The sequence below is a fragment of the Planctellipticum variicoloris genome (genome assembly GCF_030622045.1).
GTDB lineage: Bacteria > Planctomycetota > Planctomycetia > Planctomycetales > Planctomycetaceae > Planctellipticum > Planctellipticum variicoloris.
The window spans coordinates 2,048,255-2,073,463 of record NZ_CP130886.1; the positions used below are offsets into that span (position 1 = coordinate 2,048,255).

At 63.6% G+C, this 25,209-nt stretch carries 22 protein-coding genes; 6 read left to right on the forward strand and 16 right to left on the reverse strand.

Going from position 1 to position 25,209, the window contains the following annotated elements; genetic code table 11:
* Positions 1 to 12: 12 nt before the first annotated feature.
* From SH412_RS08050 to SH412_RS08085, 8 genes are all read right to left on the reverse strand, one after another.
* The gene (locus SH412_RS08050) at positions 13 to 1,314 is read right to left on the reverse strand and encodes an IS4 family transposase (protein ID WP_419555790.1); all 1,302 of its coding nucleotides are present in this window, start codon (positions 1,312 to 1,314) and stop codon (positions 13 to 15) included.
* A 564-nt stretch (positions 1,315 to 1,878) separates the two neighbouring features.
* Positions 1,879 to 3,129 (reverse strand): hypothetical protein, encoded by a 1,251-nt coding sequence (locus SH412_RS08055; RefSeq protein WP_336518718.1) that lies wholly within the window; start codon positions 3,127 to 3,129, stop codon positions 1,879 to 1,881.
* Between the two features lie 88 nt (positions 3,130 to 3,217).
* On the reverse strand, positions 3,218 to 3,472 hold the full coding sequence (locus tag SH412_RS08060; protein ID WP_336518717.1) for a hypothetical protein: 255 nt from the start codon (positions 3,470 to 3,472) through the stop codon (positions 3,218 to 3,220).
* A 286-nt stretch (positions 3,473 to 3,758) separates the two neighbouring features.
* Positions 3,759 to 4,466: a YkgJ family cysteine cluster protein gene (locus tag SH412_RS08065; protein WP_336522995.1), complete on the reverse strand. Its 708-nt coding sequence runs from the start codon at positions 4,464 to 4,466 to the stop codon at positions 3,759 to 3,761.
* A gap of 176 nt (positions 4,467 to 4,642) precedes the next feature.
* On the reverse strand, positions 4,643 to 4,972 hold the full coding sequence (locus tag SH412_RS08070; RefSeq protein ID WP_336522996.1) for a hypothetical protein: 330 nt from the start codon (positions 4,970 to 4,972) through the stop codon (positions 4,643 to 4,645).
* A gap of 67 nt (positions 4,973 to 5,039) precedes the next feature.
* Positions 5,040 to 5,870, reverse strand: coding sequence for a CheR family methyltransferase (locus SH412_RS08075; protein WP_336522997.1), 831 nt, complete (start codon positions 5,868 to 5,870; stop codon positions 5,040 to 5,042).
* Positions 5,867 to 6,946 (reverse strand): protein-glutamate methylesterase/protein-glutamine glutaminase, encoded by a 1,080-nt coding sequence (locus SH412_RS08080; protein ID WP_336522998.1) that lies wholly within the window; start codon positions 6,944 to 6,946, stop codon positions 5,867 to 5,869. Before SH412_RS08080 ends, SH412_RS08075 begins: the two co-directional genes overlap by 4 nt.
* The gene (locus SH412_RS08085; protein ID WP_336522999.1) at positions 6,943 to 7,311 is read right to left on the reverse strand and encodes a response regulator; all 369 of its coding nucleotides are present in this window, start codon (positions 7,309 to 7,311) and stop codon (positions 6,943 to 6,945) included. The genes SH412_RS08080 and SH412_RS08085 overlap by 4 nt, the downstream gene beginning before the upstream one ends.
* Between SH412_RS08085 and SH412_RS08090 the strand changes: the two genes are divergently transcribed.
* Positions 7,310 to 7,441: a hypothetical protein gene (locus SH412_RS08090; RefSeq protein WP_336523000.1), complete on the forward strand. Its 132-nt coding sequence runs from the start codon at positions 7,310 to 7,312 to the stop codon at positions 7,439 to 7,441. The two genes, SH412_RS08085 and SH412_RS08090, sit on opposite strands and share 2 nt — an antisense overlap.
* Before the next feature lies 1 nt (position 7,442).
* On the opposite strand, the gene SH412_RS08095 is transcribed toward SH412_RS08090, so the two are convergent.
* From SH412_RS08095 to SH412_RS08105, 3 genes are all read right to left on the reverse strand, one after another.
* Positions 7,443 to 10,475 (reverse strand): methyl-accepting chemotaxis protein, encoded by a 3,033-nt coding sequence (locus tag SH412_RS08095; RefSeq protein WP_336523001.1) that lies wholly within the window; start codon positions 10,473 to 10,475, stop codon positions 7,443 to 7,445.
* A gap of 114 nt (positions 10,476 to 10,589) precedes the next feature.
* On the reverse strand, positions 10,590 to 11,066 hold the full coding sequence (locus SH412_RS08100) for a chemotaxis protein CheW (protein ID WP_336523002.1): 477 nt from the start codon (positions 11,064 to 11,066) through the stop codon (positions 10,590 to 10,592).
* Positions 11,063 to 13,741 (reverse strand): hybrid sensor histidine kinase/response regulator, encoded by a 2,679-nt coding sequence (locus SH412_RS08105; protein WP_336523003.1) that lies wholly within the window; start codon positions 13,739 to 13,741, stop codon positions 11,063 to 11,065. Before SH412_RS08105 ends, SH412_RS08100 begins: the two co-directional genes overlap by 4 nt.
* Positions 13,742 to 14,670: 929 nt before the next feature.
* Here SH412_RS08105 and SH412_RS08110 point away from each other — a divergent pair.
* The gene (locus SH412_RS08110; protein ID WP_336523004.1) at positions 14,671 to 14,949 is read left to right on the forward strand and encodes a hypothetical protein; all 279 of its coding nucleotides are present in this window, start codon (positions 14,671 to 14,673) and stop codon (positions 14,947 to 14,949) included.
* A 235-nt stretch (positions 14,950 to 15,184) separates the two neighbouring features.
* Here SH412_RS08110 and SH412_RS08115 read toward each other — a convergent pair whose 3' ends face one another.
* Genes SH412_RS08115 through SH412_RS08125 form a run of 3 tightly spaced genes read right to left on the reverse strand, consistent with a single transcriptional unit; the run spans position 15,185 to position 18,453 of the window.
* Positions 15,185 to 16,213 (reverse strand): zinc-binding alcohol dehydrogenase family protein, encoded by a 1,029-nt coding sequence (locus SH412_RS08115; RefSeq protein WP_336523005.1) that lies wholly within the window; start codon positions 16,211 to 16,213, stop codon positions 15,185 to 15,187.
* A gap of 11 nt (positions 16,214 to 16,224) precedes the next feature.
* On the reverse strand, positions 16,225 to 17,157 hold the full coding sequence (locus SH412_RS08120; RefSeq protein WP_336523006.1) for an aldo/keto reductase: 933 nt from the start codon (positions 17,155 to 17,157) through the stop codon (positions 16,225 to 16,227).
* Between the two features lie 45 nt (positions 17,158 to 17,202).
* Positions 17,203 to 18,453, reverse strand: coding sequence for a tagaturonate epimerase family protein (locus SH412_RS08125; protein ID WP_336523007.1), 1,251 nt, complete (start codon positions 18,451 to 18,453; stop codon positions 17,203 to 17,205).
* Positions 18,454 to 18,606: 153 nt separating this feature from the next.
* Between SH412_RS08125 and SH412_RS08130 the strand changes: the two genes are divergently transcribed.
* Positions 18,607 to 19,476 (forward strand): helix-turn-helix transcriptional regulator, encoded by an 870-nt coding sequence (locus tag SH412_RS08130; RefSeq protein ID WP_336523008.1) that lies wholly within the window; start codon positions 18,607 to 18,609, stop codon positions 19,474 to 19,476.
* A gap of 20 nt (positions 19,477 to 19,496) precedes the next feature.
* Here the strand turns inward: SH412_RS08130 and SH412_RS08135 are convergent, their stop codons facing one another.
* Both SH412_RS08135 and bioD read right to left on the reverse strand, forming a co-directional pair.
* Entirely contained in the window at positions 19,497 to 20,900 is a 1,404-nt protein-coding gene (locus SH412_RS08135; protein WP_336523009.1) for a hypothetical protein, read from the reverse strand.
* Positions 20,901 to 20,937: 37 nt separating this feature from the next.
* Positions 20,938 to 21,672 (reverse strand): dethiobiotin synthase, encoded by a 735-nt coding sequence (bioD, locus tag SH412_RS08140; protein WP_336523010.1) that lies wholly within the window; start codon positions 21,670 to 21,672, stop codon positions 20,938 to 20,940.
* A gap of 252 nt (positions 21,673 to 21,924) precedes the next feature.
* On the opposite strand from bioD, the gene SH412_RS08145 reads away from it, so the two are divergent.
* From SH412_RS08145 to SH412_RS08155, 3 genes are all read left to right on the forward strand, one after another.
* Positions 21,925 to 22,911: an alpha/beta hydrolase gene (locus SH412_RS08145; RefSeq protein WP_336523011.1), complete on the forward strand. Its 987-nt coding sequence runs from the start codon at positions 21,925 to 21,927 to the stop codon at positions 22,909 to 22,911.
* A gap of 138 nt (positions 22,912 to 23,049) precedes the next feature.
* The gene (locus tag SH412_RS08150) at positions 23,050 to 24,567 is read left to right on the forward strand and encodes a carboxypeptidase M32 (RefSeq protein WP_336523012.1); all 1,518 of its coding nucleotides are present in this window, start codon (positions 23,050 to 23,052) and stop codon (positions 24,565 to 24,567) included.
* A 45-nt stretch (positions 24,568 to 24,612) separates the two neighbouring features.
* Positions 24,613 to 25,191, forward strand: coding sequence for a TlpA family protein disulfide reductase (locus SH412_RS08155; RefSeq protein ID WP_336523013.1), 579 nt, complete (start codon positions 24,613 to 24,615; stop codon positions 25,189 to 25,191).
* Positions 25,192 to 25,209: the final 18 nt, after the last annotated feature.

The following is a 25,209-nucleotide window of genomic DNA, read 5'->3' on the forward strand; positions in this document are numbered from 1 at the left end:
TGCTTGCATAATCTATGGCGGCTGGGGGAAGGCGGCGAGGAGTTCTTCGTCGTCGGCCCAGCCGGTCATGTAGAGACAGACCATTTCATACGCTCGACGCGACAGGTTGCCTCCCGTCGCCAGGGCCAGGAGCAGCCCGGCGAGCAGCGAACAGTAGAGCTGGATCTCCACGCCCCGCGTCTTCGCCGAGAGCAGTTGCTGGCAGCCCAGCACCTGCTTCAGAAACCGGAAGAACAGCTCGATCTGCCACCGGCATTCATAGATTAGCACCACCTGTTCGGCCGGGAGATCCAGCAGCGTCGTGGCCAGGATCAGGCCTTCCCGCCCGGTCTGGTCGCTGCGAAGCCGCCCCTGCCTTGCCGAACTTGGTCGACCGGGCACTGGCTCGACGGTGATCCGCCGCACGACGTGATTGGTTCTTGCGGGACTGGCTCCGCTGCCGCCGCCCAGCGCGATCAGTTCATCCGCCACGACCCCCGCGGCGCGATCGGCTTCGGTGAGCGCGGGGAGTTGAACCGCATGACCGTTCGCGTCGTTGACCGGTCCCTCGACCACGCGACCGTCCCCGCGATTGAGCCGGCAGACGTAGTCGCAGCGGGCTTCGACCAGTTCGTTGAACACCACGGCCGAGCGATAGCCCCGGTCCAGAATATAAAGGTCTCCCGGCGCACCGGCGGGTTGCGGTTCGCGGGCCTGGATCTGCTGGAGCGTGACGGCGCGCTCGGAGTGCGGCCCTTTGGCCGGCTCCTCGGTGAGGGTCGAGGCCACGACCCTCTGGTCGTGAATGCGAAGCTGGGTGTGCAGCCGCCACTGGCCTTGAGAACCGCGTCCCAGCCGGGCGGCGATCTGCGGCAAGGCCGACAGCACGGTCCCGTCGACGGCGACGAGACGTTCGACGATCGGGTTGGGAAGGCGTCCCAGCCGACCGCTGCGGCTCACGCGGAACTGATGCCGGGCGAACTGGCGGCGGAGTTCGTGAACGAGTCCTTCCAGGAGCGAGGGATCGAAGACGGACGAGGCCTCGGAGAAGGCCCCGGCCGAGACCTTTTGCCCGCCGGCGAGCTGTTGGACCTTTTTCAGTCCCGAGGCTGCGACGAGCGCCCGGGCGGACTTGAGAACGGGGTTGAAGAAGCCGATCAGGAGGAGCGCGGCATACTGGCTGTAGAACAGCTGCCGGTTGCGAGCGGTGTCGCGTTCTGTCCCGCAGGGAGCCAATCGTTGCAGCAGCGGAAAGATGCGCCGCAGCAGGACGGTCCCGGCCAAAGGACCAATCAGCTCCCGCCGCTCCTCCTCCGTCAGCCCCTTCTCCGCCATCGCCACTCCCTCCGCAGGGAGAAAGACTACAATCTCAATCGGCCTGCGCAAAAAGCGTGCCGAACGAGATTGGGCGGGAGCCTGCCCTACGCGGCGGACGAGGACGTCCGCCGTACGTACCGCGATCGGCTCCGGCGGGCCGGCTTTCTTACGGCCGTCCCGCCGGAGTCCGTCTGGCGGTGATGTTGCGCCGGTGGAAGTCCCGGCGGCTCAGTCACGTTGATCAGGTTCGCCGGTTTTGCGGCCGGGTGAACGGGAAAAGCTCGACGTCGAGGCTGTGCGCACACGGGGTGCGCCCCTCGGACCGTTCTTGCGAACGGTCCGTCGCTGGGCCCTGATCAGGCCCGGGTGAAGGGGTCATTCCGGACGCCTGCGGAGGTCCGCAGACACGAGTGCACTTCCTTGACCCCTTCATAAATAGGGGGTTTGTTGCGCGGATTGTTGTAAAGGCGGAAGTGGCAAGTGGTTAGTAGCAGATGATTAGTGAGGAGGGGACGGAAGACGAAGAGGACGCGGAGCGTCTGAAGAGGCGTTCCCAGGCGGAGCCTGGGCTGCGCGAAATCGTCAATTGTTGGCGGTCCCGGTTGATCCGGCTTTTGTTCCTGGAAGGACGGGGAGGGCCTGGCGGCGCTGGGCTGTCAGCGACTTGCCTAAGTGGTCGTCGATCCACGCGAGCAGGTCGCGATGCCGCACGGCGTTCAGGGCTTCGCAGATCTTTTCCTCGCTGATCCGCACGACCGACGCGGCCATCCCCAGAATCAGTTTCGTAAAGCCGCCGCGGCTGTGCTGGCCCTGCAAACGCTTGCCCTTGCCGATCAGCGATTCCAGCACTTCGCTGCTGGCCGGCAGACTCTGTCCGGGGAGCACGCCGCTCGACTGCTCGCTCACGAACTCCACCAGCCGCGCCGCCGCACGCTCACCGGCAGGCGTTCGGGCCACCGTCTCCAGTTGCCGGCGCAGCGTCTCGCCGGCGGCGGCGTGGTAGCCCGCCACGCGCAGGAACTCCAGCATGTGGTCCTTGACCGCCTGCAAGTCGTTCCAGTCCACGAGCGCCTCCCGGAAGTCGCGGATCCAGCCGAACTTCTCCTCGAGCCGCGTCAGGTCGAGACCCGCGGGACGTTCGGCCGCGGGCGTGTCGATCAGCCGCAGCATGCGGGCGCCCCAGCCGATCAGCGGCCCCAAGTTCAAGTAACGCCCTTTGACTTTCTGCGTGGGGGGAGCAAGGTGTCCGAGTTCCGTCTGCTTCACCCGTGGCTGCGTCTGCCCGCAGTGTTTGACGAACGCGATCCACCGCGGATCGGCGAGCAGTTCGTGCTTGAGCACGATCGCCGTCTTGTGGGCGATGTCGTGCAGCACCTGCGTCGTCGGGTGCTGTTCGCGGAAACGCTGAGCGCCGCCGAGAAGATCCGAACCCTCGTCGCTGAGGATGGCGGCCGGCACGCCGACCAGCCCGGCCGCAGCCGCGAGCTGCCGCTGGACGATCTCGCCGCTGGATTTTTCGACCGGCTGCAGCGCCAGCAGCGTCAGATCCTGGTGCGTCAGCGGCGCCGTCAGCGCTTTCCACGCCGACAATCGCAGCCCCGCGATGACCAGACACTTCCGCGACCCCAGTTGCAGCGTGTGGTCGACGAGGAACACCCAGTCGGCGGCGAATTCCTTGGGCCGCCGCAACTCGTGCAGTCCCAGCCGCAGCAGCCACGCTTCCGCAGTATTGGCCGCAGGAGCCCCCCGGAACTGGGGCAGGCTGTCCCGCAGCAGTTCGACCACCGCCCGGCAGCCGCGAAAGCTGACCGCTCCGGCCAGACAGAACTGCAACGTCAGGCCGATGGCCGCTGCCGAATACGCATGATGGGCCGGTCGGACGGCGTCCGGGAGGGGGCCAGGGGCTGCGTCGGCGACCCGGTCAGCGCCCGGATTTTAAGGCGGCGATCTCACGTTCCAGGTCCGCCGCGCGGCGTTCGGCCGCGGCGGCCCGCGTGCGCCACATCGCGCGGCTCTTCTCGACGGCGCGGGTCTGGTTCTGCAGGAGCTTGCAGGTTCGCTTCCACTGGCCGGACTTCGCCTTCCACCGATTGCGACTCCGCTCGAAGAACCGCACCAACTTGCCCGCCGGCGACGAATACCGGGCGACGGCTGTTTCGCTGGTTTCGCAGGTCATGACGTTCCTCCTTGAACAAAAAGCCCAGTGGAACAAAAACGCGACGATTCGCCGAGGCCAATTGCCCCTGAAAACGACGGATTTCGCGCAGCCCAGGCGGAGCCTGGGAACGAGGGGGCGGATTGGCAAGGGCAAGCCAGACGAACCGTGCGGTACTGGCAGGTCGCCCGCCTGTGCGCTTTTCACAGATGGTCCGTCTTTGCCGTCAGCACTCTTCCATCGCCGCCGAATGCGGTATCCACGCCCAACCCATCTCTGAGTCGGCCCCGGCCCCGCCCGTGGCGGGTCAGGCGGCGCGGGATTGGCGGCGCTTGGAGAGGGATTCGAACGGGACCGCGGCGGGCAGCTCGGCGTGAATCTCGTCGGCGTCGCGGGTCATCACGCGGTGTTCGTAGACGATGCGCAGAAACTGGGGAAAGTCTGCCCAGGCTCCCGGTTGCCGGTTCCACCGGCTGGCCACGACGTGAAAGAACTGCATCTCGAACTTTGCAATGACCAGATCCTGGACCGACTGGACCGGGTCAATATCCTCCGGAGTCCAGGGGCGCGGGCAGAGTGCGTAAGCTTCGGGATGCCCTTCGCGTCTGCAGGACGGCACCGGCTCGATCACCGCCAGCAGGCCCGAATCGTGGAGGGTCGTGGGGAACACCCGGCAGGCGGCGGGACGGTGCGAATAAGCCCCGCACGAGCCCCGGCCGCGCGGGAATTCCGTCGACGGCGATTCTTCATTCAGAAACTGGCAGCGCGTCGAGCCCGGCATGGTGGCGCTGGGGACATGCTGCAGACAGATGGCGAATGGGGTCTCAGGTTCGTCGTCAAAATGGAAGTGGGGGGCGTAACGGCCGGCGATGACCCCCTGCGAGTCTTCCCAGCGGCAGGCGAAATCCCAGAAACTTGCCCCGCGGTCGCGTTCGATGCGCAGGACGTCCGCACCGCTGAGCGGTACCGCAAACGAGCGGCAGCATCCCGCGTGGCATCCCGCGCAGATTGACATGGTCGATCCCTGACCCGAGCCCGGAGGGCGCAGCAGTCACCGCACCCTGTCCTTGTCCGGTATCGACATCGCCCGACCGCCCGCTGCAACCGGTTCGCCTGCCAGCCTCCGGTTGACGACTGATTCGGCCTGGCAACCGGCGAAATCCGCCGGTTGGCGGTTCGCCGCAGATGAAGTCAACTCTCGCCGAACACAAACTCCAGCGTCTCGACGCACCAGTCGACGAAGGTTTCGAGCCAGGGCCAGTTTTCCGCCAGCCAGATCAGCGGCAGGTAGTAGATCTCGAGAAAGGGTTCCAGCCAACCGCCGGCAATTTCGAGGCGCGAGTAGAGATAGACGACAATGGGCAGGCTGAGGACGTAGCCGAACGGCGCCCCCAGAAGCAGGAGCACCAGCCAGCCGCACCGGACCCGCGGCGGAAACCGCAGGCGAATCCGCCACCATCCGGCTGCCAGTTGCAGCCGGACGCCAAACCGAAATCGTCGGCGACCTGTGGGCGTCATCATGCCGGGATGCTAACACGGTCGCCGATGAGTCGGGAACCGCAGTTCCCGACGTCGCGCCCCGTATCTCTCAGACTCGGACAGCGCTCATCGGCCGATAAACTGCGGCCTTGCAGTCGCGGTTCCGGTCGAACTTGTCCGTAATCCCCATGACGGTCTCGGCGGCGCCGAGGATCAGGTAACCGTCAGAGCGGAGCATGCCGGACATCCGATCAAGAATCCGTTTCTTGACATCGTTCTCAAAGTAAATGAGAACATTGCGGCACATGATCAGATCGAACTGGCCCAGGTGGGTGAAGTTGTCGAGGAGATTGAGCGAGCGGTATTGGATGTGCTTTTTCAGAACGGATTTGATCTTCCAGCCGGTCGGGACCTGCTCGAAGTTCTTCATCAGGTGCTGAATCGGCAGTCCCCGCTGAACCTCGAACTGCGAATAGACCCCTTCTTCGGCGCGAGCCAGCGCCTTGGTGCACAGGTCCGTGCCGACGATGTCGATCTTCCACGACTCAAGCTGCGGGAAGGAATCCAGCAGCATCATCGCCAGGGAGTACGGCTCCTGGCCGGTCGAAGCCGCGGCGCACCAGATTCGCAGACGGGCGGAGGACTTGCGGGACTCCAGAATCGGAGGAAGCAGCAGGTCTCGCAGTTCGTCGAAAGGAGTCTTGTCGCGGAAGAACAGCGTTTCGTTGGTCGTCATCGCTTCCGTGACGGCCGAGTTGAGACGCTCGTTGTTGTTCCGGCGCAGATCCAGTACGAGTTGTTCCAGGCCCGCCAGCCCCCAGGTCTGAGCAACGGGAATCAGCCGGGCCTCAAGGAGGTACTCCTTACTGGGGCCCAGGTACAGACCGGATCGCTTGAGCAGGAACGCGCACAGGAATTCGTAATCAGAACTCGCAATCATCCGGCGACCTCCTGCAGGCTGCGACGCAGGATTGCGCCGGCGATGTCTTGAACGGGGAGCACCTCGTGGGCCAGTCCGGCTCGGACGACGGCCCCCGGCATGCCCCAGACGACGCTCGAGGCTTCGTCCTGCGCAATCATGTAGCCGCCGCGCTCCACAACTGTGCGAGTCGCCTCAATTCCATCGTCGCCCATGCCCGTCAGCATCACGGCGAGCACGCCGTTGCCGTACCAGTCGGCGGCGGTGCGGAACATCGGATTGACCGACGGGCGACAGAAGTGCTCCGGCGGACTCTGCGTCAGATGAATCGCCATGCGGTCGTCGCGCTTCGCGACCTCCATATGGAAGTCCCCGGGGGCGACGTAAGTGTGATTGCGCTCGATCAGCATCCCCTCGGCTCCTTCGAGCGCGGGGCGTCCGGTATCAACGCCCAGATGCTTCGCAAGCATCGGCGTGAACAGCGGAGGCATATGCTGAGTGATCAATATCGGCAGCGGATAGTCCTGGGGCAGATTGCACAGCACGGCCCGCAGCGCCTGGGGACCACCGGTGCTCGAGCCGATCACAAGGATCGAGGGCGTTCTGCGGGTACGCGGAGGGGCGGCGGTCGAGACCAGCGGCGCCGCAGGTCGGGCGGCCGCCGGGGCGCCGGAGCCGCGCTGAGACGAGGGGCTGAGCGCTTTGATCAGCGGGAGCAGTTCGCGGGCGACCTGCTCGATGCTCGCCGAAGTGCTTGCCGTCACGGGCTTTGCGATGCATCCGGCGGCGCCGAGCGCCAGCGCCTTCATCGTCGTTTCCGCGCCGTCGTAGGTCTGGCCGCTCGCCATAATGACCTTGGTCCGCGGAAACTCTTTCTGGATGTGCTGTAGTGCCGTCAGACCGTCCATGACAGGCATTTCGACATCCAGCACGACCACATCCGCGTGTTCCTTGCGGAGTGCATTCAGCGCGAGCTGGCCGTGCATTGCCGTACCGATCAACCGGATCTCCGGATCCGTCTCAATGGCCCGCGCGAGGAGGCCCCGCACCACCGCGGAGTCGTCGACCACGAGCACGGTCACTCGATCGGCGCTCATAGCAGCCCCGCTTCCTGCAGCTTGTCCCGCACGATGTCTTCGTTGAAGGGCTTCATGATGTATTCGTTGGCGCCCGCCTGGATCGCTTCAATGATCCGCTGCATGTCATTCTCGGTCGTGCACATCACCACCTTGGGCTGCGGGACCGAGCTGTCCGCGCGCAGCGCCTTCAGGAACGACAGGCCGTCCATGACGGGCATGTTCCAGTCCAGCAGCACCGCATCGACCGGGCCTTGCTCGCGCACGACGCGGAGAGCGTCCTGACCATCCTCGGCTTCAAGGACTTCGAAGCCCAGTTGCCGAACCATGCGTCCGGCCGCAAGGCGAACGGCGCGAGAATCGTCGACCAGCAGGATTCGTTTCATGGCATGGCCGTCCACTGCGGAGCGCAAATCACCCCTGTCCGCCGCCGCGACGGACAATTTCAAAGCAATGGGGGCGGCGCTCCGGTGCAGCCGGGACGCCGCCCCCCGCAATTACAACTCTCAAGTCTAGGTTACAAAGCGCGCATCCGCTTCAGGAAATCGGTGGCGACGCTGTCCAGTCGCGTCGATTCCTGGGCCAGCCCCTCGGACGCGGCCAGGATATCGCTGGCCCCCCGTCCACCTTCGTCCGCGGCCTGCGACACGCCCGCGATATTGCTGGAGACTTCCGCCGTGCCCCGGGCGGCTTCGGCGACATTCCGGGAGATCTCATTGGTCGCCGCCGTCTGTTCCTCGACGGCACTCGCAATCGTCGTCGAGATCTCGTTGATCTTGCGAATGTTGTCGCCGATCGAGCCGATGGCGGTGACGGCCGTCGAGGTTGCGCCCTGGATCGCGTTGATCTTCTGGCTGATCTCCTCGGTCGCCTTGGCGGTCTGGCGGGCGAGTTCCTTCACTTCGTTTGCGACGACCGCAAAGCCTTTGCCCGCTTCGCCCGCCCGGGCCGCTTCAATCGTGGCGTTCAGGGCCAGCAGGTTGGTCTGCTGGGCGATGGACGTGATCACCTTGACCACGTGGCCGATCTCGTTGCTGGAGTCGCCGAGCTGACGAATCGTCACGTTCGTCCGATCAGCCTCGGAAACGGCGTTCGCCGTCATCTTGGACGCTTCCTGCACGTGCCGGGCAATCTCGGCGATGGACTTGCTCAGCTCTTCCGCGGCGGAAGAAACCGTCTCGACGTTGCGAGTGGCCTCTTCCGAAGCGGCTGCCACGACCTGCGACTGGCGGGCCGTTTCCTCGCTCGCCGCGGCCATCGACTTGGAACTGGCCTGCATCTCCGTCGCAGACGACGTCACGATCTCGACGACGGCCTTGACGTCCCGTTCGAAGTCGTTGGCCAGCTTGACCTGCCCGGTCACAACCGACCAGGCGACCATCGGACCGACGTAGGTTCCCGACTTATCGGTGATGGCGCTGATGCTGAGATCGAGAAACTCCTCGCCGAGCTGGATGCGGGCCTTGTGCGGCAGGTTGCGCGGATCGGCCAGCAACTTCCGCTGCATTTCGGGGTTCTTGTGGAAGATGTCGATCTTCTGGCCCAGCAACTGGTTGACGGGCCGCGGCAGCAGGTGCTCGATTTTCTTGAGCGTGGCGATCGAGCAGGGGTTGATGTAGACCAGCTCGAGGTCGCGATTGGCCAGCATGACGTTAATCGGCAACTGATCCATCATGTTCTGGATGCGGCTGACTTCCGCTTCCATTTTCACCTTTTCCGTGATGATCTCCCAGGAAACCATCGGGCCGAGGTACTTGCCGGTATTGTCGGAGATGGCCGAAACGCTGAGGTCGAGCCATTCGTCGGCCAGTTGGATGCGAGCGTTGTGCGGCAGGTTGCGCGGGTCGCCGAGCAGCTTCCGCTGCATTTCGGGATTCTTGTGGAAGATGTCGATCTTCTGGCCGATCAGTTGATCGACGGGGCGCGGCAGCAGATGCTCCAGTCTCTTCAGCGTGCGCCGAGAACTCGGATTCATGTAGACCAGCTCGAAGTCGCGGTTGGCGAGCAGCACGTTGATGGGCATGTTCTCCACCATGCTGTTGATCCGCGCCTGCTCCGTCTGATCCCGCAGGCGGGTCATCGACTGCGACACCAGACGCCCCACGTTGCGAAGCGTTTCGCGCCGCTCGTCCGACAGCGACAGCGTGGTGGTGGCGAAGAAGTCCAACGTACCGACCACTTTCCCGTCAATCTCGATGGGAATCGCAATGCCCGACTTGACTCCGGCCCGCTGGGCGACGGGAGCACGGACGCAGTCTGTGACCTTTGCGAGATCTTCGACGAACACCAGATCGCGCTGCCGCCAGGCGCGCCCGCTGAGGCCGACTCCCTCCGCAAACGACGCGGTCGCAGTCACCCGGGCGAACTCCGGCGTCACCGTCCCCGATTCTGCCGTGAACTTGAGCGTCCGGTCGGCCGGATCGACGGCCCAGTAGGAGCCGTAGGCCCAGCCGAACCCCTCGCGCACCGTCTGCAGCGCTGCGATGGCGGCCTTCTCGGACGTCTCGGCGGACTGCACCGCTGCAAGGACCTGATTGACCGCCGACTGATTCTGAGCGTTCTCGGCCGTTCGCGCCGTCTCGTGGCGTTCCGTCGTGACGTCGAACAGCGAGACCGAAACGCCTGTGCGACGTCCGTCTGCGGAATGAACCGGAGACAGCACGACATTCAAAGTTGCGCCAGCGATCGAAGCGTCGAAGGAACGCGCCGCGGAAAGCTGCTGCAACTCGTTCCGGAGAGTCGGAATTGCCGTGAACAGCCGCTCAATCGAGCCCCCCACGAGTTGTTCGGGGCCGAATCCCAGAGCGGACGCAAGCTGCCGAACCTGCTCGTGCCCCTTGCGATTGAGATAGGTGACGACGCCGTTGCCGTCGACGTACAACATCGCCTGCGGAGCGGCTTCCACCATGCCGTAGAAGTTGTCCGTGCCGGGGGCCGTCTGCGGAACGGCGGGAATCGTGCTGGCGGTCATCTCGATCTTCTCCTGAGGCAGAGCGGGCTCTTCCAAAGAGAGTCCCAGAGTGGTTTCGGAAGTGGTTGAATACGAATCGGAAGCGAAATCATCGGAATCGGAAGACAACGAATCGGTGTTGCCGGAAGAGGCCGTTGCGGCGCCGACCAGCACGGGCTGTCGGGACGTCTTGAGCGCGGCGCCTTCGAGCATCTTCGCCGCGACAGCCCCGACGGCCGCGGTCCACGCCTCTGCCACGTCGTCGGTCCAGACCTTCGGACCGGCAAACTCTCCCAGAACATCCAGCAGCGTCGTCCCGACCAGCGGATAATCGGTTTCTGCGGCGCCGTAATCGACGTGCCGGCCTCCCAGATCGTGCAACAGCCGTTCGAGCGCCTCCGGTCGTTCGAGGGAGCGGATGACGATCACCAGCGACTGGACGAGCTTGCGACGCTGCTCCTCCAGATCCGCGCCGGCAAACATGGGCTTCAGATGCGGATGCCGCTGAAACAGTTCGTCGTAGAACCGCGCCGACCACACATCGGCGTGAGGCGCCAGCGCCGCGAAAGTTGACGTCAGGAGTTCGACATTCAGGCTCACGGGGAGTGTCTCTTCAGCGGGGCCCGATGGGCGACAGGACAGTTCGCTCCGCGCAAGGCCCCCGACCGATTCCCTGGACGAAGGATGAGTGACAGCCAGCCGAGCCCTGGTCCCTCAGGGAAGTGACAACAATGCCGGCACGTCCAGAATCACAAACAGTCCCCGCTCCATTCGGAAGACTCCGGAAGTTACCTGCTTCCACTGCGCGGCGACGGTTCGTGGCGCCGGCTCCAGATCCTGGGCCGCCACGTTAATGACGTCGCCGACTTCGTCGACGAGCAGGCTGAACGGCTCGCCCCGGTGCTGCACCACGACGTTGATGCTCTTCCGGTCTTCCGGCAGATCGGGCAGACCGAGCCGCCTCCGCAAATTGACGGCCGTGACGATCTGTCCGCGGAGATTCAACAGACCGGCGATCTCCCGCCGCGCCAGCGGCGTCCGCGAAATCGTCTGCGGATTGAGCACCTCCTGAACCACGTTGACCCGGACACCCAGAAGCTGCTTGTCGATCCAGAACGAAACGTACTGGTTCTGGTAGTCCAGATGCCGGGACACGATATTCGATTCCTGAGTCGCGAGTGCGGTGCTCATGCGGACTTTCCTCGCTGGCGGTCGACATTCTGGAAGATGCGCTTCAGCGTGCTCATCAGTTGCGACGGATTGAACTTCATCAGCATTTCGTCGAAGCCCGCACCCAGGATCCGCTCGCCATGAACGTCGCCGTCGAGCGACGTCATCGCGATCAGCGGAAGCTCGATCGTGCCGGGCCGCTTTCGAGCCCACTCCGCAAACTGGCAGCCGTCGACCTGCGGCATCTCGATGTCGCAGATGATCCCGTCGAAGTGGGTGTCGTGCTCGAGAATCGTCATTGCATCCGACGCCGAAGACGCCGTGTGTACTCGGTAGCCGTCGGCCTCCAACGCCGTGCGGGCGAGCTGACGGAAGAACATCGAGTCGTCGACGACGAGCAGGCGGCGCGCCTTCTTGACCTTGTCGCCGCGGAACCAGTCCGGATAAACCTGCGTCAGATAGTGCTGCGTATCCAGCACGTCGGTCGCTTTGCCGTTGATGATCGCAGTCCCCAGGGTTCCCGGTCGCTGCGACGCCATCCGGATGGTCAGCGGTTCGTCGATGATGTCTTCAATCTCGTCGACCAGCAGCCCGACCGAGCTGATGCCGTCCGAGAAGACGACGACCGACTGCATATCTCCGGCGTCTTCCGAGCTGGCTCCGTAACCCACCATCGCAATCAGGGGGAGCAGGTTGCCACGGTACTGGACGACCATGCGGTCGCCGCTCCGCTCGATCTGGTTGCGGGGAATCTCTTCCAGGCGCGAGACCAGCGCCAGCGGCACGGCGAGCGTACCGCTCTGGGCGGAGCGGAACAGCAGCAGCGAGGTCGACTCCTGCGGAATCCCGTGATCCTCTTCTTGCCGGGCCTGTTCCATCTGGGCCGCCCGGGACGCCTGGCCGCCGTATTCCGAAGCGATGCCGGCGACATCCAGAATGATGATGACTCGTCCGTCGCCGAGAATCGTGGTCCCCTGGTAGGCCTTGATCGATCTGAGGAGCGTGCCGACCGGTTTGACGACGATTTCCTGAGTGTCGAACACTTCGGAAACCAGCAGTCCGAACTGCTCTTCGCCGACCTGCACGACGACAATGTTGATGTCGTCCTCCGGGGCAGTATCCTCCGGAAGTTGCAGGACATCGTTGAGGTGAATCAGAGGCAGGAGCCGGTTCCGCAGGCGGAACACCTCGTGGCTGTGAATCCGCTCGATCCGCTGGCGTTCGTCGAACGGAACGCGGACGAGTTCGACGACCCCGAGCTGCGGAATCGCAAACGTCTCGCCCCCGCTCTCCACGACCAGCGCCGAAATGATGGCCAACGTCAGAGGAATCTTGATCTTGACGGTCGTTCCGACGCCGAGAACGGAGTTCAGTTCGACGGTCCCGCCGATCCGTTCGATCGCGGTGCGGACCACGTCCATCCCGACCCCGCGGCCCGAAACCGAACTGATCGTCTCGGCCGTCGAGAAACCCGGCAGAAAGATCAGCTTGAAAACCTCGGAATCCGGCATCGCAGCCGCGTCCGCCTCTGAAACAAGGCCGTTCTCGATGGCCTTCTTGAGGACTCGAACTCGATTGATGCCGGCGCCGTCGTCTTCGATGCGGATGATGACGTGACCGCCCTCGTGGTACGCGTCGAGACAGATGCGGCCGATTTCGGACTTTCCATTCGCCAGCCGAATGGCGGGAGTCTCGACCCCGTGGTCCGCCGAATTGCGGATCATGTGCGTCAGCGGGTCTTTGATGGCGTCGAGAACCGTCCGGTCGAGTTCGGTCTCAGCCCCGGACATTTCCAGTTCGATCTGCTTGTCGGTGACTTTGCAGAGGTCGCGCACCAGCCGGGGCAGCTTGTTCCACGCGTTGCCGATCGGCTGCATGCGGGTCTTCATGACCCCCTCCTGCAGATCGGTTGTCACGCGATTGAGATGAACGATCGGGGCGGCGTACTTGGACTCGTCTTCGCCGCGGACCATCTGCAGGAGCTGGTTGCGGGTCAGGACCAGTTCGCCGACCAGATTCATCAGGCGGTCGAGCACGTCCACATTCACGCGGATCGACAGATCGGAAATGGTCTTCTTGCCACTTTCCTGGAGGGGATCGTGTTCCGGATCGATCGCAGGCGGTTGAGGCGGGGCCTTGGCCGCAATCGGGGCCGACTGCGGAGACGCGACCGGCCTCGCTTCGGCAATCGGCTCTGGCGCGGAGACTGGTGTGAATTGGGCCGGGGTCGGCTCCGAGACCGCCGCCCGGACGGGCGCCGCCGGCGCCGGACTGGGCGAAGGGGCCGGCGGAGTCGGTTTATGGGCAACTGGCTCGGCGAGCGAGGCGAGCATGTCGAGCCGATGAATCAGATCGCCGGACTCGAGATTCGGTTCTTCGCCGGCCGTTTCCAGACCGTTCAGAAGATCCTTGATCCGGTCGATCCCTTCCAGCACGATCGAAATGGAAGGCGACGAGACTGCCAGGGTTCCTTCCCGCATCTTGCCCAGCACGTTCTCAGTCGCATGAGCGACTTTGCCGAGACGAGCGAGGCCAATGAAACCGCAGGTCCCTTTGATCGTATGGATCGTGCGGAACACGCTGGCGAGCAGGTCGCTGTTGTTCGGCTCCTTTTCGAGAGTGACAATCTCGGAATCCAGTTGTCCGAGATTCTCCCAGCTCTCGGCAAGGAATTCTTTCAGCAGATCGTCGTCCATCGTAAAGCCGTTCCTGGGACGGGAAAAGGAGTTGTCGAGCGAGCCGGAGCGGGCGACGCCGAGCGACGTTCAGACCCGTGCAATGACAACATGTTCCTGCACCGCGGAACGCCCCGGGAGCGGACGAAGCGAACAAGATGCATATCGTCGGAAGTCAAATCGGAAGATCAGCGAGGCGAGGGAATTACGCCAGATTGGTCGACGAATGCTCGAATCACGATCATCTTCCGCAGAGACGGTGCACGAGGCTGAGTCGGAGAAGTCGGTGCAATCCGAATAGCAAGCTGGAGATGTCGCGAGATGCGTGGATGTGTGCGGCCGGATGGGGCGCAATATGCCCGGTAACCGGAGCGTGCGGGCGGTACGCATCGGCAACGTCGCCAGGTGACGCGACGTTTTCATCAACGACCATGGCGAACGTCTGCGGCGCGAATGTCGCCATCCCTCGCTGACGGCTGGCCTCATCACTTCCCGGGCGAGATTGCCGATGCGGCAAGCGATGCGGGCCCGGCAGATCAGAATGGGATCGCAGTGAGCTCAAGATCGCGGGGCGAAGGCGGAGTCCTCGGAAAGCTCTTCTCCTCCGGGCGACCGCACGCAGCCCGTCGCGCCCTCGCAAATTGGCTCGTCAGCGCGACACCCGGCGAACCGTCGACTGTCGGGGATTTGGGCCGTGGTTTGAGGGTTGTCGCGTCCCCGAAAACGGGGGACCTGTCGATCCCCGTTTTCACGCCGATCTTTCGGGGCGAAGTCCTTGCAAACACTGGCCCGGTCAGGGATAGTGTCGAATCGGCCGGTGCACGGGAATGCACTCCAGCGACCTGCTGCGACGCCGCGAACTTCGTTCCGCCGGGTCGATCGCAGTCGTTGATCGGCGAGGCTTCAGCAAGCCTTCCGAGGTAGTCACCAGGGCAAGGGCAGCTTGGCAGATGGCGAAGAAAAAGGCAGCAGGCGGCTGGGAAGAGGGAACTCGAATCCGCGTCAAGGTCGGTGTCGCGTCTTCGGAGTTTCCAGACGTGTCGATCGCCGGCTGGAGCGGTTCCGTTGTCGAAACGTCCGGCAAGCCGCCCTCCCTCAAACTGATCGTCGAATGGGACGACGTTACGTTGAACGCAATGCCCGCGGACTATGTCTCGCGTTGCGAAGCGCAGCAGCTCTTTTATCGCATGGCGTATCTGGATGCGGCTGACGTCGAGACCGCAAACTGACGACTCGGAACGGCGAGCGGCCGCTGGCCACCCGCTTCATCGGGTCGGAAACCTCCGATGGCCGAAATTATCACGACCCGCCATCCTGAATTCGTCTCCGGCCAAGTTGGTTTTCCGTGATCACCTCCCGCCGACTGTCTCCCGTGACGACGGCTCCAGGTTGCCGCTGAATGTGGTCTGATGTTCACAGTGCAGGATAGGGCGTCCGGGATCGGTCAAGTTGCCAGCGACCGGCTCAACTCATGTGGACAATTGCCTTGATGACTCCCGTCTCGGGCTTGATCCAAGTGGGAAAGATTTCCGGGACTTCTGCAAACTGGGCGTGGTGCGTAATCCAAGGCTGGGTGTCGATCGTCCCCGCCTCGATCAGCGCGATGATCCGGCTGAAATCGCGCGACAGCGCATTCCGGCTGGCCAGCAATGTCAACTCGCGGCGGTGCATGGTCGGGGCGTGTGGGAATTCGAGCATCTGCTGCGTGATGCCGACGTAGACGACCCGCCCGGCGAAAGCAGCGAATTCCATCGCCCGGGTCATCGACTTGTTGCTCCCGGTCGCATCGATCACCACGTCGGCGAGTTGGCCGTTCGTCAGGTCGGCCAGCGTCTTGACGTCGGATTCATCGCCGCGGACGATCAGGGTGTCCGGGACGCCCATCTTGTTTCGCACGAACGCCAGGCGGGACTCGCTGATGTCCATGACGATGATGCGAGCGCCACTCAGCTTGGCAAATTCGATCACTGACAGGCCGATCGGTCCCGCGCCGATCACCAGCACGTTCTCGCCCGGCTGCGGGTGGCAGCGGTCGACGGCGTGGCAGCCGATGGCGAGCGTCTCGACAAGAGCGCACTGATCGGGGGTCAGGTTGGTCGCCAGATGCAGCTTTCGCGCGGGGAGAATGATTCGCTCAGTCAGGCCGCCGTCGCACATCACGCCGAGCGTCTTGTGGTGCTCGCAGCAGTTGGTGAATCCTCGGCGGCACGAATAACACTTCTGGCAGTTGATGTACGGCTCGACCGAGCAGCGGTCGCCGGGTTTCACGTTTGCAACGCCCTCGCCGACCGCCAGGACTTCCACGCCGAGTTCGTGCCCGGGAATGCGGGGGTAGGAGAAGAACGGCATTTTTCCGAGATAACCGCCAAAGTCGGTGCCGCAGATGCCGACCCGCTGTACGCGGACGAGGGCCTCCCCCGGTCCCGGAGCCGTCGGTTCAGGGATGTCGATCATTCGCCAGGCAAGGGGCTTTTCGAGCTGCAATGCGTGCATGGGATGTTGACTCAATTGTTCTCGGGAAGGCCTTCCGCATGGCCGATGTTGTGAACGGGGGCAAAGATCTGGAGAACGTCGTGCAGGAGCTGCTGGTCAAGAGGTTCGGCAAGCCACTTGGCCCACTGGCGGATGTTGGCCGGATTCGCACTGCCAGCGACAGTCGTCGCAATGTCGGGATGCGCGCAGGAAAACTGCAGCGCAAGCTGAGCAATGTTCGAGCCTCGCTTCATGCACAATGCGGCCGCCTCCCGCGCAGCCGCCTTAACCGCCTCCGGCTCCTTCAGCCACGGAGGCAGCGGTGCATTGGTCAGCAGTCGCGCTGAGAAGGGGCCGGCGTTCATGACGCCAACGCCCTTTGACTTGAGGTAGGGCACTGACTCGTCCAGGAAACGGGTGTTCTGGAGCGTGTACTGGTTGTACGATAAGACGCAGTCGACGTCGATCTGGTCGCAGATGAAGCGAAAGATCTTCTGCGGATAGCCGCTGAAGCCGATAAACCGCACTTTCCCCGCCTGCTGAATTTTCCGGAGCGCAGGAATGGTCTCATTGACGATCTGCTGCATTGGAACGAATTCGATATCGTGGCAGAGAATGATATCGAGATGATCCGTGCCGAGCCGGTGCAGGCTGACGTCGACGCTTTCGGCAACCCGTTTTGCGCTGAAATCAAAGTGCCCGAGATCATAGCGGCCAAGCTTGGTGCAAAGCGTGTAATTGTCTCGCGGCACGCCGCGCAGGGCGATTCCCAGCAGCACTTCGCTCATGCCGCGTCCGTAGAACGGCGACGTGTCGATGAAGTTCAGTCCGGAGTCGAGGGCAACCCGCACGCTCTGGAGCGCCTCATCGAGCTGGACGCTGCGGAACTCCTGCCCCAGCGACGATGCGCCGAAGCTGAGAATCGGAAGTTCGAGGCCGGTCTTGCCAAGGGCGCGAGTCTGCATGGTGTGCACTCCGGAACGAACAGCGAGAGATCAGTCCGCGACGACTCAGCCGATGAACAACGGCCGCATGTGGCGTTCGTAGAGATTTTCCGTCACCTGCTGCGCGACGATCGCTTCGTTTGCCTCTAGCAGGTTCGTATAGCGGGACCCCGCCTGGGCGGCGATCTTGAACGAGACATGCAACAACTGCCGGACGTGCGCATTGAACTCCGGGTGTGTCGGAATGTGCCGGACCGCGCTGGCAAGCTGCGGCCCCGTCCAGCCGTTGACGGTGACGGCGCTCGGGAGCTTGCTGCGGTCGATGTCAATCACGCTGGCGTAGGGAGCGCAAAGTTCGTCGACATGCGACAGGGCGTACGCATAGATCTCCTTTGCCAGAACGAGCCCGTCGCCGCCGGCCTCGGCCAGGCCGATGACCTCCTCCAGCCACGTCGTGCCTGCCGTCTTGACATGCAGCCCCGCCCCCGTGCGCGCCAGCGCCCGCCGGATGATCGGATACAGGCTGAACTTGTCGCTCCCGCTGTGCACGCTCAGTTTCAGACCGGCCGGAAGCCCGTACTGCTCCACGGCGTGTGCGATCACCGCGAGGTCGTCGTTGAACTCCTTCTCGAACTGGACCAGGTCGCCGACGTAGTCCACTCCCTTGTTGAACCGGCCGGTGAACTTCGGAGCAATCGTCTGCAGCCGGATCTTCTCGTCGGCCAGCGCCGCCAGAATGATCAGCAGCTCGGGCGGCGTCTGCGGGGCGTCGGTCTCATCCGTCGAGACTTCGGCGATAATCTTGTCTTCGCCCTTCGCCGCCGCGATATGGCGATAAATCTTCCCCGCATCCTGCACGGCGAGCAAGTATTTGGCGGCGACCCGTTCAATGTCAGCTCGCGTAATCGTCAGCATCCCGCTGACGCCGGGGATCTGGAGCGAACCGACCAGCTCCGGGTGCCGGCCGATAAACGCCTGCACGTCCCCGGCCGCCGCCGGCTTGCCGATCGAGTCGGCGACGTCGATCGTGAAAAAGTCGGAGCACGCCAGGAAGCGGTCGACGGTTTCCAGGCGGATATGGTCGGCGTCGACATGCCACGGCCTGGTCCAGCCGAGTTCTTTCACGGCAGCTTGAGCGGCGTCATACACGCTCTGAGGTTCGGACCCAACAAAGGTGTGCTCGCGATTCGACTTGTTCCAGACGGGGGCGACATCGATCCCGTCGCCGGCGAGCTTCTGAAAGGCGCGCAGTTGCGCCTTCGCCTGATGGGCGAACCGGTCGCCAACGCCGAACGAGAATCTTTCGAGAGTCAGCATGCGGATGTTCTTTCAAAAACGTCGCGAATCCGGCGAGTATTGTGAGGTCATTGGGCCGCGAATGGAATGGCTGGACTTGACCCTGGCATGGCGATTCTTATCCTCACTTGCATGGTTCGGAAACCCGCTTCCACCCGTGATGAACCCTCCTTTGTGTCCCGTCAGGTCACGGACGAGCGGCGATACTACCTGAATCTGAACCCGCCCCCGGATGCAGGATTCGTCGTCGTCTGCGGCGGCGTCGAGCGCATGCGTCCCGAGTATGAGGTGTGTCGCCGTGACTTCCCGCACTTCGCCGTGGAACTGGTCGCTGAAGGAGAAGGCATGCTGCTCCTCAACGGTCGCCGCTTTCAGCTCGCGCCGGGCGTCGTCTTTGCCTACGGGCCCGGGATTCCCCACACCATCCGGACCGACCCGCAGCACCGCATGCGGAAGTACTATCTCGACTTCGCCGGGGCCGAGGCCCAGCCTCTCCTCGCAGCGACCGGCCTGGCCGACTGGAGAGCCCTCCGCGTCGCGGCGCTGCACGAAGTCGTCGACCTCTTCGAGTCGTTGGGGCGCGAAGCCCGCGAGGAAAGCCCCATTGCACGCACCGTGTGCGACACGCTGGCGCGGCTGGTGCTGCTGAAAATCCAGCAGCGAGCAGTCTCAGGAGGACGCGATGTCCCGCGTTCTTTCACGACCTATGAGCGGGTCCGTCGTCACATGGAAGAACACTTCCTGCGGCTGCAGACAATAGAAGACGTCGCCCGCGAGTGTCGCGCGACCCCCATGTACGTCTCGCGACTCTTTCGCCGCTTCGGCGGGACCGGAGCATATCAATTCCTGCTCCGGCTGAAGATGGACTACGCCGCCGAGCTGCTGCTCGATCAGGGACTCCTGGTCAAGCAGGCCGCCGCCCGGCTCGGCTTCGCAGATCCGTTCCAGTTTTCGCGGGCCTTCAAGCGGGTCCACGGCGTGCCGCCGAAGCAGTTGCTCGACTCCAGCCTGGCTCAGCCCCGGAATAGTCTCGCAGCAGAGTGAGACTGTTCCGCATATCGAATTCACGCTCGCGGAACGGCCTCGTCCTCGATCTGATCCGCGCGAAACCGCACGTCGACGAGCGTCAGAACGCCCCGGTGAGAGCGGGGGTGATACCCCTTGCGGAACTGAAACCGCCAGACAAGGTCGTCGCCCGTCAGGTCCACGTTCTCTTCGCTGGGAAGGAATGTTTCGAGCGTTGCTCCCGGCGCGAGGTCGTCGTCGATCACCTGGCCGGTGATCAGCCATTCGCTCTCTTCGGGCAGCGGGTAGAGATAGTGGAGCTGCCCCTCCCGGCCCTTGCGACGCTCCGTCTCGTTGCCAAGAAAAGCGTTCGTCTTGACGATCACGCCGCTGTCGGCGAATCCCCGCTTGTAGACGACCAGCCGATCGAGTGGGGCAAACGTCTGATCGCTGGAGACGTTCTCCAGCTTGAGCCAGAGCTTGAGGACCGGACCGGACGGTTCCCGCTTCGACTTGCTGGACTTGTCGAAGTGGCGAAATGCCAGCGAAGCGCGGGTCACGCGGAGTGGCGTGACTCGTACGTTCCCGAATCGGCGGGACTCACCCAGCCGGAGCACATGCCCCGGCGCGACATCGGCGTCCGGAGGAGCGACCTTCATGCCGATCTCGCCGGAAGAATCGACCGGTGGTTTGAGATCGGGCAGGCTCTCAAGCTGATGCGTGCGCACCGGACGGAGGAAGAGCACATAAATCAGTATCAGTGTGACAGCGCTGGCATAGCTGGCGACCATCAGAAACTGCTTGCGGGGAACAAAATCACCAGGCGGAAACGCCGGTGCGACGGACGCTGGAGCCGCCTCCCGTTTTTCTGCAGAAATCGCCTCCCGTTCCGGTTCCGGCAGTGGAGCGTCGACGACCACGGGAAAGACGGACTCCGCCACGGCGGGAGCCGGCTCAAAGCCTCCCAGGTCGAACGACCCCCTGGCCGGCTCGGGAGCGGGCGAACCGCTCGTCGTCAGGAAGGCAAACGGGTTGTCCTCAGCCGCGCCGATGGCGGCAGTTGCCGTTTGATCCGCGACTTCAACGGGAACGGGCAGCTTCGGAAAGCTGTCACCCAGGGGCGCCGAGTTCTCCGATTCGACGGAAGAAGCCTTCAGATCCCCTCCGGTCCACGGTTCCGCAGGCGACTCGTAGACATGGCTCGAGGGATCTTCCAGAGCCGTCTGGCCGTTCGCGTCTCCCGGTGCGACTGGGGGCGCCCCAAGCGCTGCGATGGCGTCCGTGATCGACGACGGGGCGGACTCGCTGACCGCCGCGGCTTCGGAGAGGACCGCTCCTTCCGTAGCCGGTTCTTCATCGGGAATCTCCAGATGCGCTCCGCAATGCGGACAGGCGACAACCACGCCGGTGGCTTCGACCAGCAACGGCTGGTGACATTGTCCGCAGGTCACTTCCATCGGCATCGGCGACGTCCTCGCAACACAGACTGATGACTTCCCGTCAGACGGCGGCTCGCGGGCCGTCCGCCAGAGACTGCCAGTCTACGCTGGCGACAGGACCGGCGGAAACCAACTGATCCGATCGGCCGAACAAAATTCTCCCCAGGACGCCGACGCCACCGAATCGCTCGATCTGTGCGGCATTCTCCGCCGTGGAAAGATCATGCGAATTCGCGTCGGGTTCGTTGAGCACAATTCCAGCGACACGGAGTCCGCGCGCCCGGACAGATTCAATCGTCAGCAAAGTGTGATTGATGGTCCCCAGGCCCGCCCGGGCGACCACGAGCACCGGATACTGCAAAGCGGCCGCCACATCCGCCACCAGCGATTGGTCGCTGAGCGGCGACAGCCACCCGCCGGCCCCTTCGACGACGAGGACGTCCGACCGACCGCACCACCAGGCTGCACCGGCAGTGAGCAGCGCATCATTCACTTCGCGACGTTCGAGGCGGGCCGCCTGGGGCGGCGCCACGGCGGCCAGGAACCGCTGCGGACAGATCGCATCGTCCGGACCGTCGAAGGCAATTGCATTCCGAAGGGCCGAGACATCATCCCAGGTTGGAACGCCATCCGGCCCTGTCGCGGCGCCCGAGCACGCGGGTTTATAAGCGCCGACTCGCAGCCCGCGCGAGCATAAGTCTCGAAGAATCAGAGTCGTCGCAACAGTCTTGCCGACTCCCGTATCAGTCCCGGTCACAAACAGGCCTCGGCAGGGAAACAGCTTCAAAGCGGCCATCGCGATCTTCTGGCTGTGAGGAATGAATGGATCGTTACGGTTTGTCAGCCGGCGATAGCCGCTCCCGCTCCGCCATCGCAAAGCAGAGGTACTATGCCTGCTGCGCCTGACTGGGATTCCAACGAAACCCGATCGGCTCGGGCAGGCTGATTGACCCTGTCACACACTCGCCCTAAACTGACAGAGAGGCGGGGAATGCGTCAATTCTCCCCGCTGTCGGAATCTGCTGGCTCCAGCAACAGGGTATCTTTCATGCAATCCAAGGTCTGCCGCACGAAGCGAATTACGACCATTCTCCGGCAAACCCTCGCCGTCGGACTGCTGGCGCTGACCTCGCTCGCCGGCCCCGACGGCGCCTGGGCTCAGGCCCCGGCCGCCAAGGCAGGGGCCGCCGAAGATAAGACGCTGACCACCAAAGACAACTTCGAAATCCGCATCACCTACTACCCCGGCACCGGAGGAAAAGATACTCCCGTCGTCGTCATGCTCCCCGGCAAGGGAAGCAGCCGGTTGATCTACAACAACGCTCCGCAGGGCGCCAAACCGCTCGCCAAAGCCCTGCAGGACCTCGGCTACGCCGTCGTCACCGTCGATCCCCGCGGACACGGCGAAAGCACCGGCGGCAAGGGAAGCGCTGACGGAAAAAAAGCCGCTTCCAAAGACCTGAATGGCCGGGATTATCAGGCGATTGTGAATCTGGACCTCGACGCCGTCAAAAAGTTCCTGCTCGACGAGCACCAGAACAAGAAACTCAACATTGCGAAGCTGGCCATCGTGGCGGCCGACGTCATGACTCCTGTCGTCGGCGAATTCGCCCTCCAGGACTGGGCCAAAACCCCTTACGACGACGCCCCGCTGCTGATGGACCGCACCCCGCGCGGCCAGGACGTGAAGTGTCTGATCATGTTGTCCCCCGATACGACCACCCCCGGAATTTCGATGTCCGCCGTCGGAGCCAAGCTGCGACAGTTTCCGATCGCCGTCATGCTCGCCGTCGGAACGAAAGACGCCGCCAGCCTCGCCACAGCGAATAAGCTCTTCGACCAGCTCGTCCCCAAGAAACCCGAAATGGAAACGGTTTTCCTGGAGAAGTACGACGGCAAGTATCACGGCACCGATCTCCTCTTCAAACGGATGAATCCGCCGGTCGAAGCCCACATGGTCGCATTTCTCGACAAGTTCCTGAAACCTTTGAACATCGAATGGCAGGACCGCCGGAGCCGTCTGAATCGAAACTGATTTGAGACGCTCGCCGGAGAGGGCTCGGAACGCAGCTCTGCGTTCCGCTGCGAATGGCATCGAAGTTCGAGCGGGGCGGCGACCCCGCTCGACAGGTTCATGGCCGAAGGATGGCCGCCGCTGGAGCGAAGAACACGCATGACGCAAACTGCAGAACGCGCGGGTGAGCTGTATCAACTGTTGACCCAATCGGAACTGCTCGGGAGCTGCGCCAGCGTATTGAGCTGGGACGAGCAGACCTGCATGCCGGCCGGCGGCGCCGAGCACCGCGCGAATCAACTGGGACTCCTCGCCGGCCTGACGCACGAACGCCGGACCAGCCCGCGAATCGGAGAGCTGTTGAGCGAACTGGAATCCGGAGGCGACCTGGGCGATCCGCACGGGGACCTGGCATCCAACGTCCGCGAAGCCAGGCGCACCTGGAATCGAGCAACCAAACTGCCGAGGCGGCTCGTCGAAGAGCTGACCCGCACAACCAGCCTGGCTCAGCAGGTCTGGAAAGAGGCTCGCAAGGACAAGGCTTTCTCCGTCTTCCAGCCCTGGCTCGACAAGCTCATCGGCCTCAAGCGAGAAGAGGCGGCCGCGATCGGGTACGCCGGGGGCGTCCCCTACGACGCCCTGCTCGATGAATATGAGCCTGGCGCTCGATCGGCCGACATCCTGGCCGTATTCGCGCCCCTCCGCGACGAACTGGTCAAGCTGGTCGCAGCGATTCAATCGTCTGGTCGCCAGCCCCGAAACGAGCTGCTGGAGCGGCACTATCCCATTGAAGCCCAGCAGGTCTTCGCTGAGGCGGCGGCGAAGCTGATCGGCTTCGACTTCGAACGCGGTCGCATCGACCGCTCGGCACATCCCTTCTGCAGCGCATTCGGCCCCGGCGACTGCCGGCTCACCACCCGCTACCACGACCACCACTTCTCCTCCGCATTCTTCGGCGTCCTGCACGAAGCCGGACACGGCATCTACGAACAGGGACTCCCCCCGGAAGCGTTCGGCCTCCCGCTCGGACAGGCGGTCTCGCTCGGCATCCACGAGTCCCAGTCGCGCCTGTGGGAAAACTTCGTCGGACGCGGACGGGCGTTCTGGAACTACCTGTATCCGCATGCCCGAACGGCGTTTCCCGTGGCGCTCGGATCGACGCCCCTGGAGCAGTTCTACGCCGCCATCAACGACGTTCATCCGTCGTTCATCCGGGTGGAAGCCGACGAAGTCACCTACAACCTGCACATCATGCTGCGGTTCGAACTCGAAGTGAAACTGCTCGACGGCAGCCTTGCGGCCGCAGACGTGCCGACCGCCTGGAACGAAACCTTTCGAAATTACTTCGAAATCACTCCGCCGGACGACTCCGTCGGCTGCCTGCAGGACATCCACTGGAGCGCGGGCCTGATGGGATATTTCCCGACGTATGCGCTGGGCAACATGTATGCCGCCCAGTTCTTTGAATCGGCCGAGGCGGCCCAGCCGGACCTGCAGACCCTCTTTGCCTCGGGACAGTTCCGGCCGTTAAAGTCCTGGCTCAACGAGCAGATTCACCGGCACGGTCGACGATACACCGCAACCGAACTGGTTCAGGTCGTGACCGGTCGGCCGTTGTCGGCGGATCCGCTCGTGAAGCACCTGTGGAACAAATACGCCGAGCTGTATGGCCTCTGAGCCGGCGCGCGTCCGTCGCAACGCTCCCATTTGCAGGAAAGCTCTATGTCCACGGCCGACTACGAACCTGACCCGCAACCGACGTCGCCGTTCTTCAAGGTGGCGACGGCGGTCGTTGTGGTCGTCGCGCTGGCGGCGCTGGTGCGGTCCATCCTCAACGAAGAGCCCCGGGGGCCGATGGCCGGTTCCTATCGAACTTCCGACCTGCTGGGGCAGCCGGCGCCGGCGATCAAAGCGGCGGGCTGGCTGAATGGTGAAGCTCCGGCCGACGATTACTTCCAGGGCAAGGTCGTCGTCGTAGACGCCTGGGCCTACTGGTGCCGTCCCTGTTTCGAAGCCGCTCCCGAACTGATCGCCCTGCATCAGAAGTACTCCGACCAGGGGGTCGTCTTCGTGGGCCTGACGACCGAGCAGTCAGACGTACTCGACAGAAGCAAGCTGTTTCTCGAAAAAGCCGGGATCACCTGGCTCAACGGCTACGGGGCGATCGAAACTCTCATCGGATTCCGGGCCGACGCCATTCCTCAGACGTGGGTCATCAATCGCTCCGGGACCATCGTGTGGGATTACTCGTCGCCCGATTCGATCGAGTCCGCCGTCGACCGGGCGCTCGCCGAGAAGTAGTTCCGACGGGAGACTGCG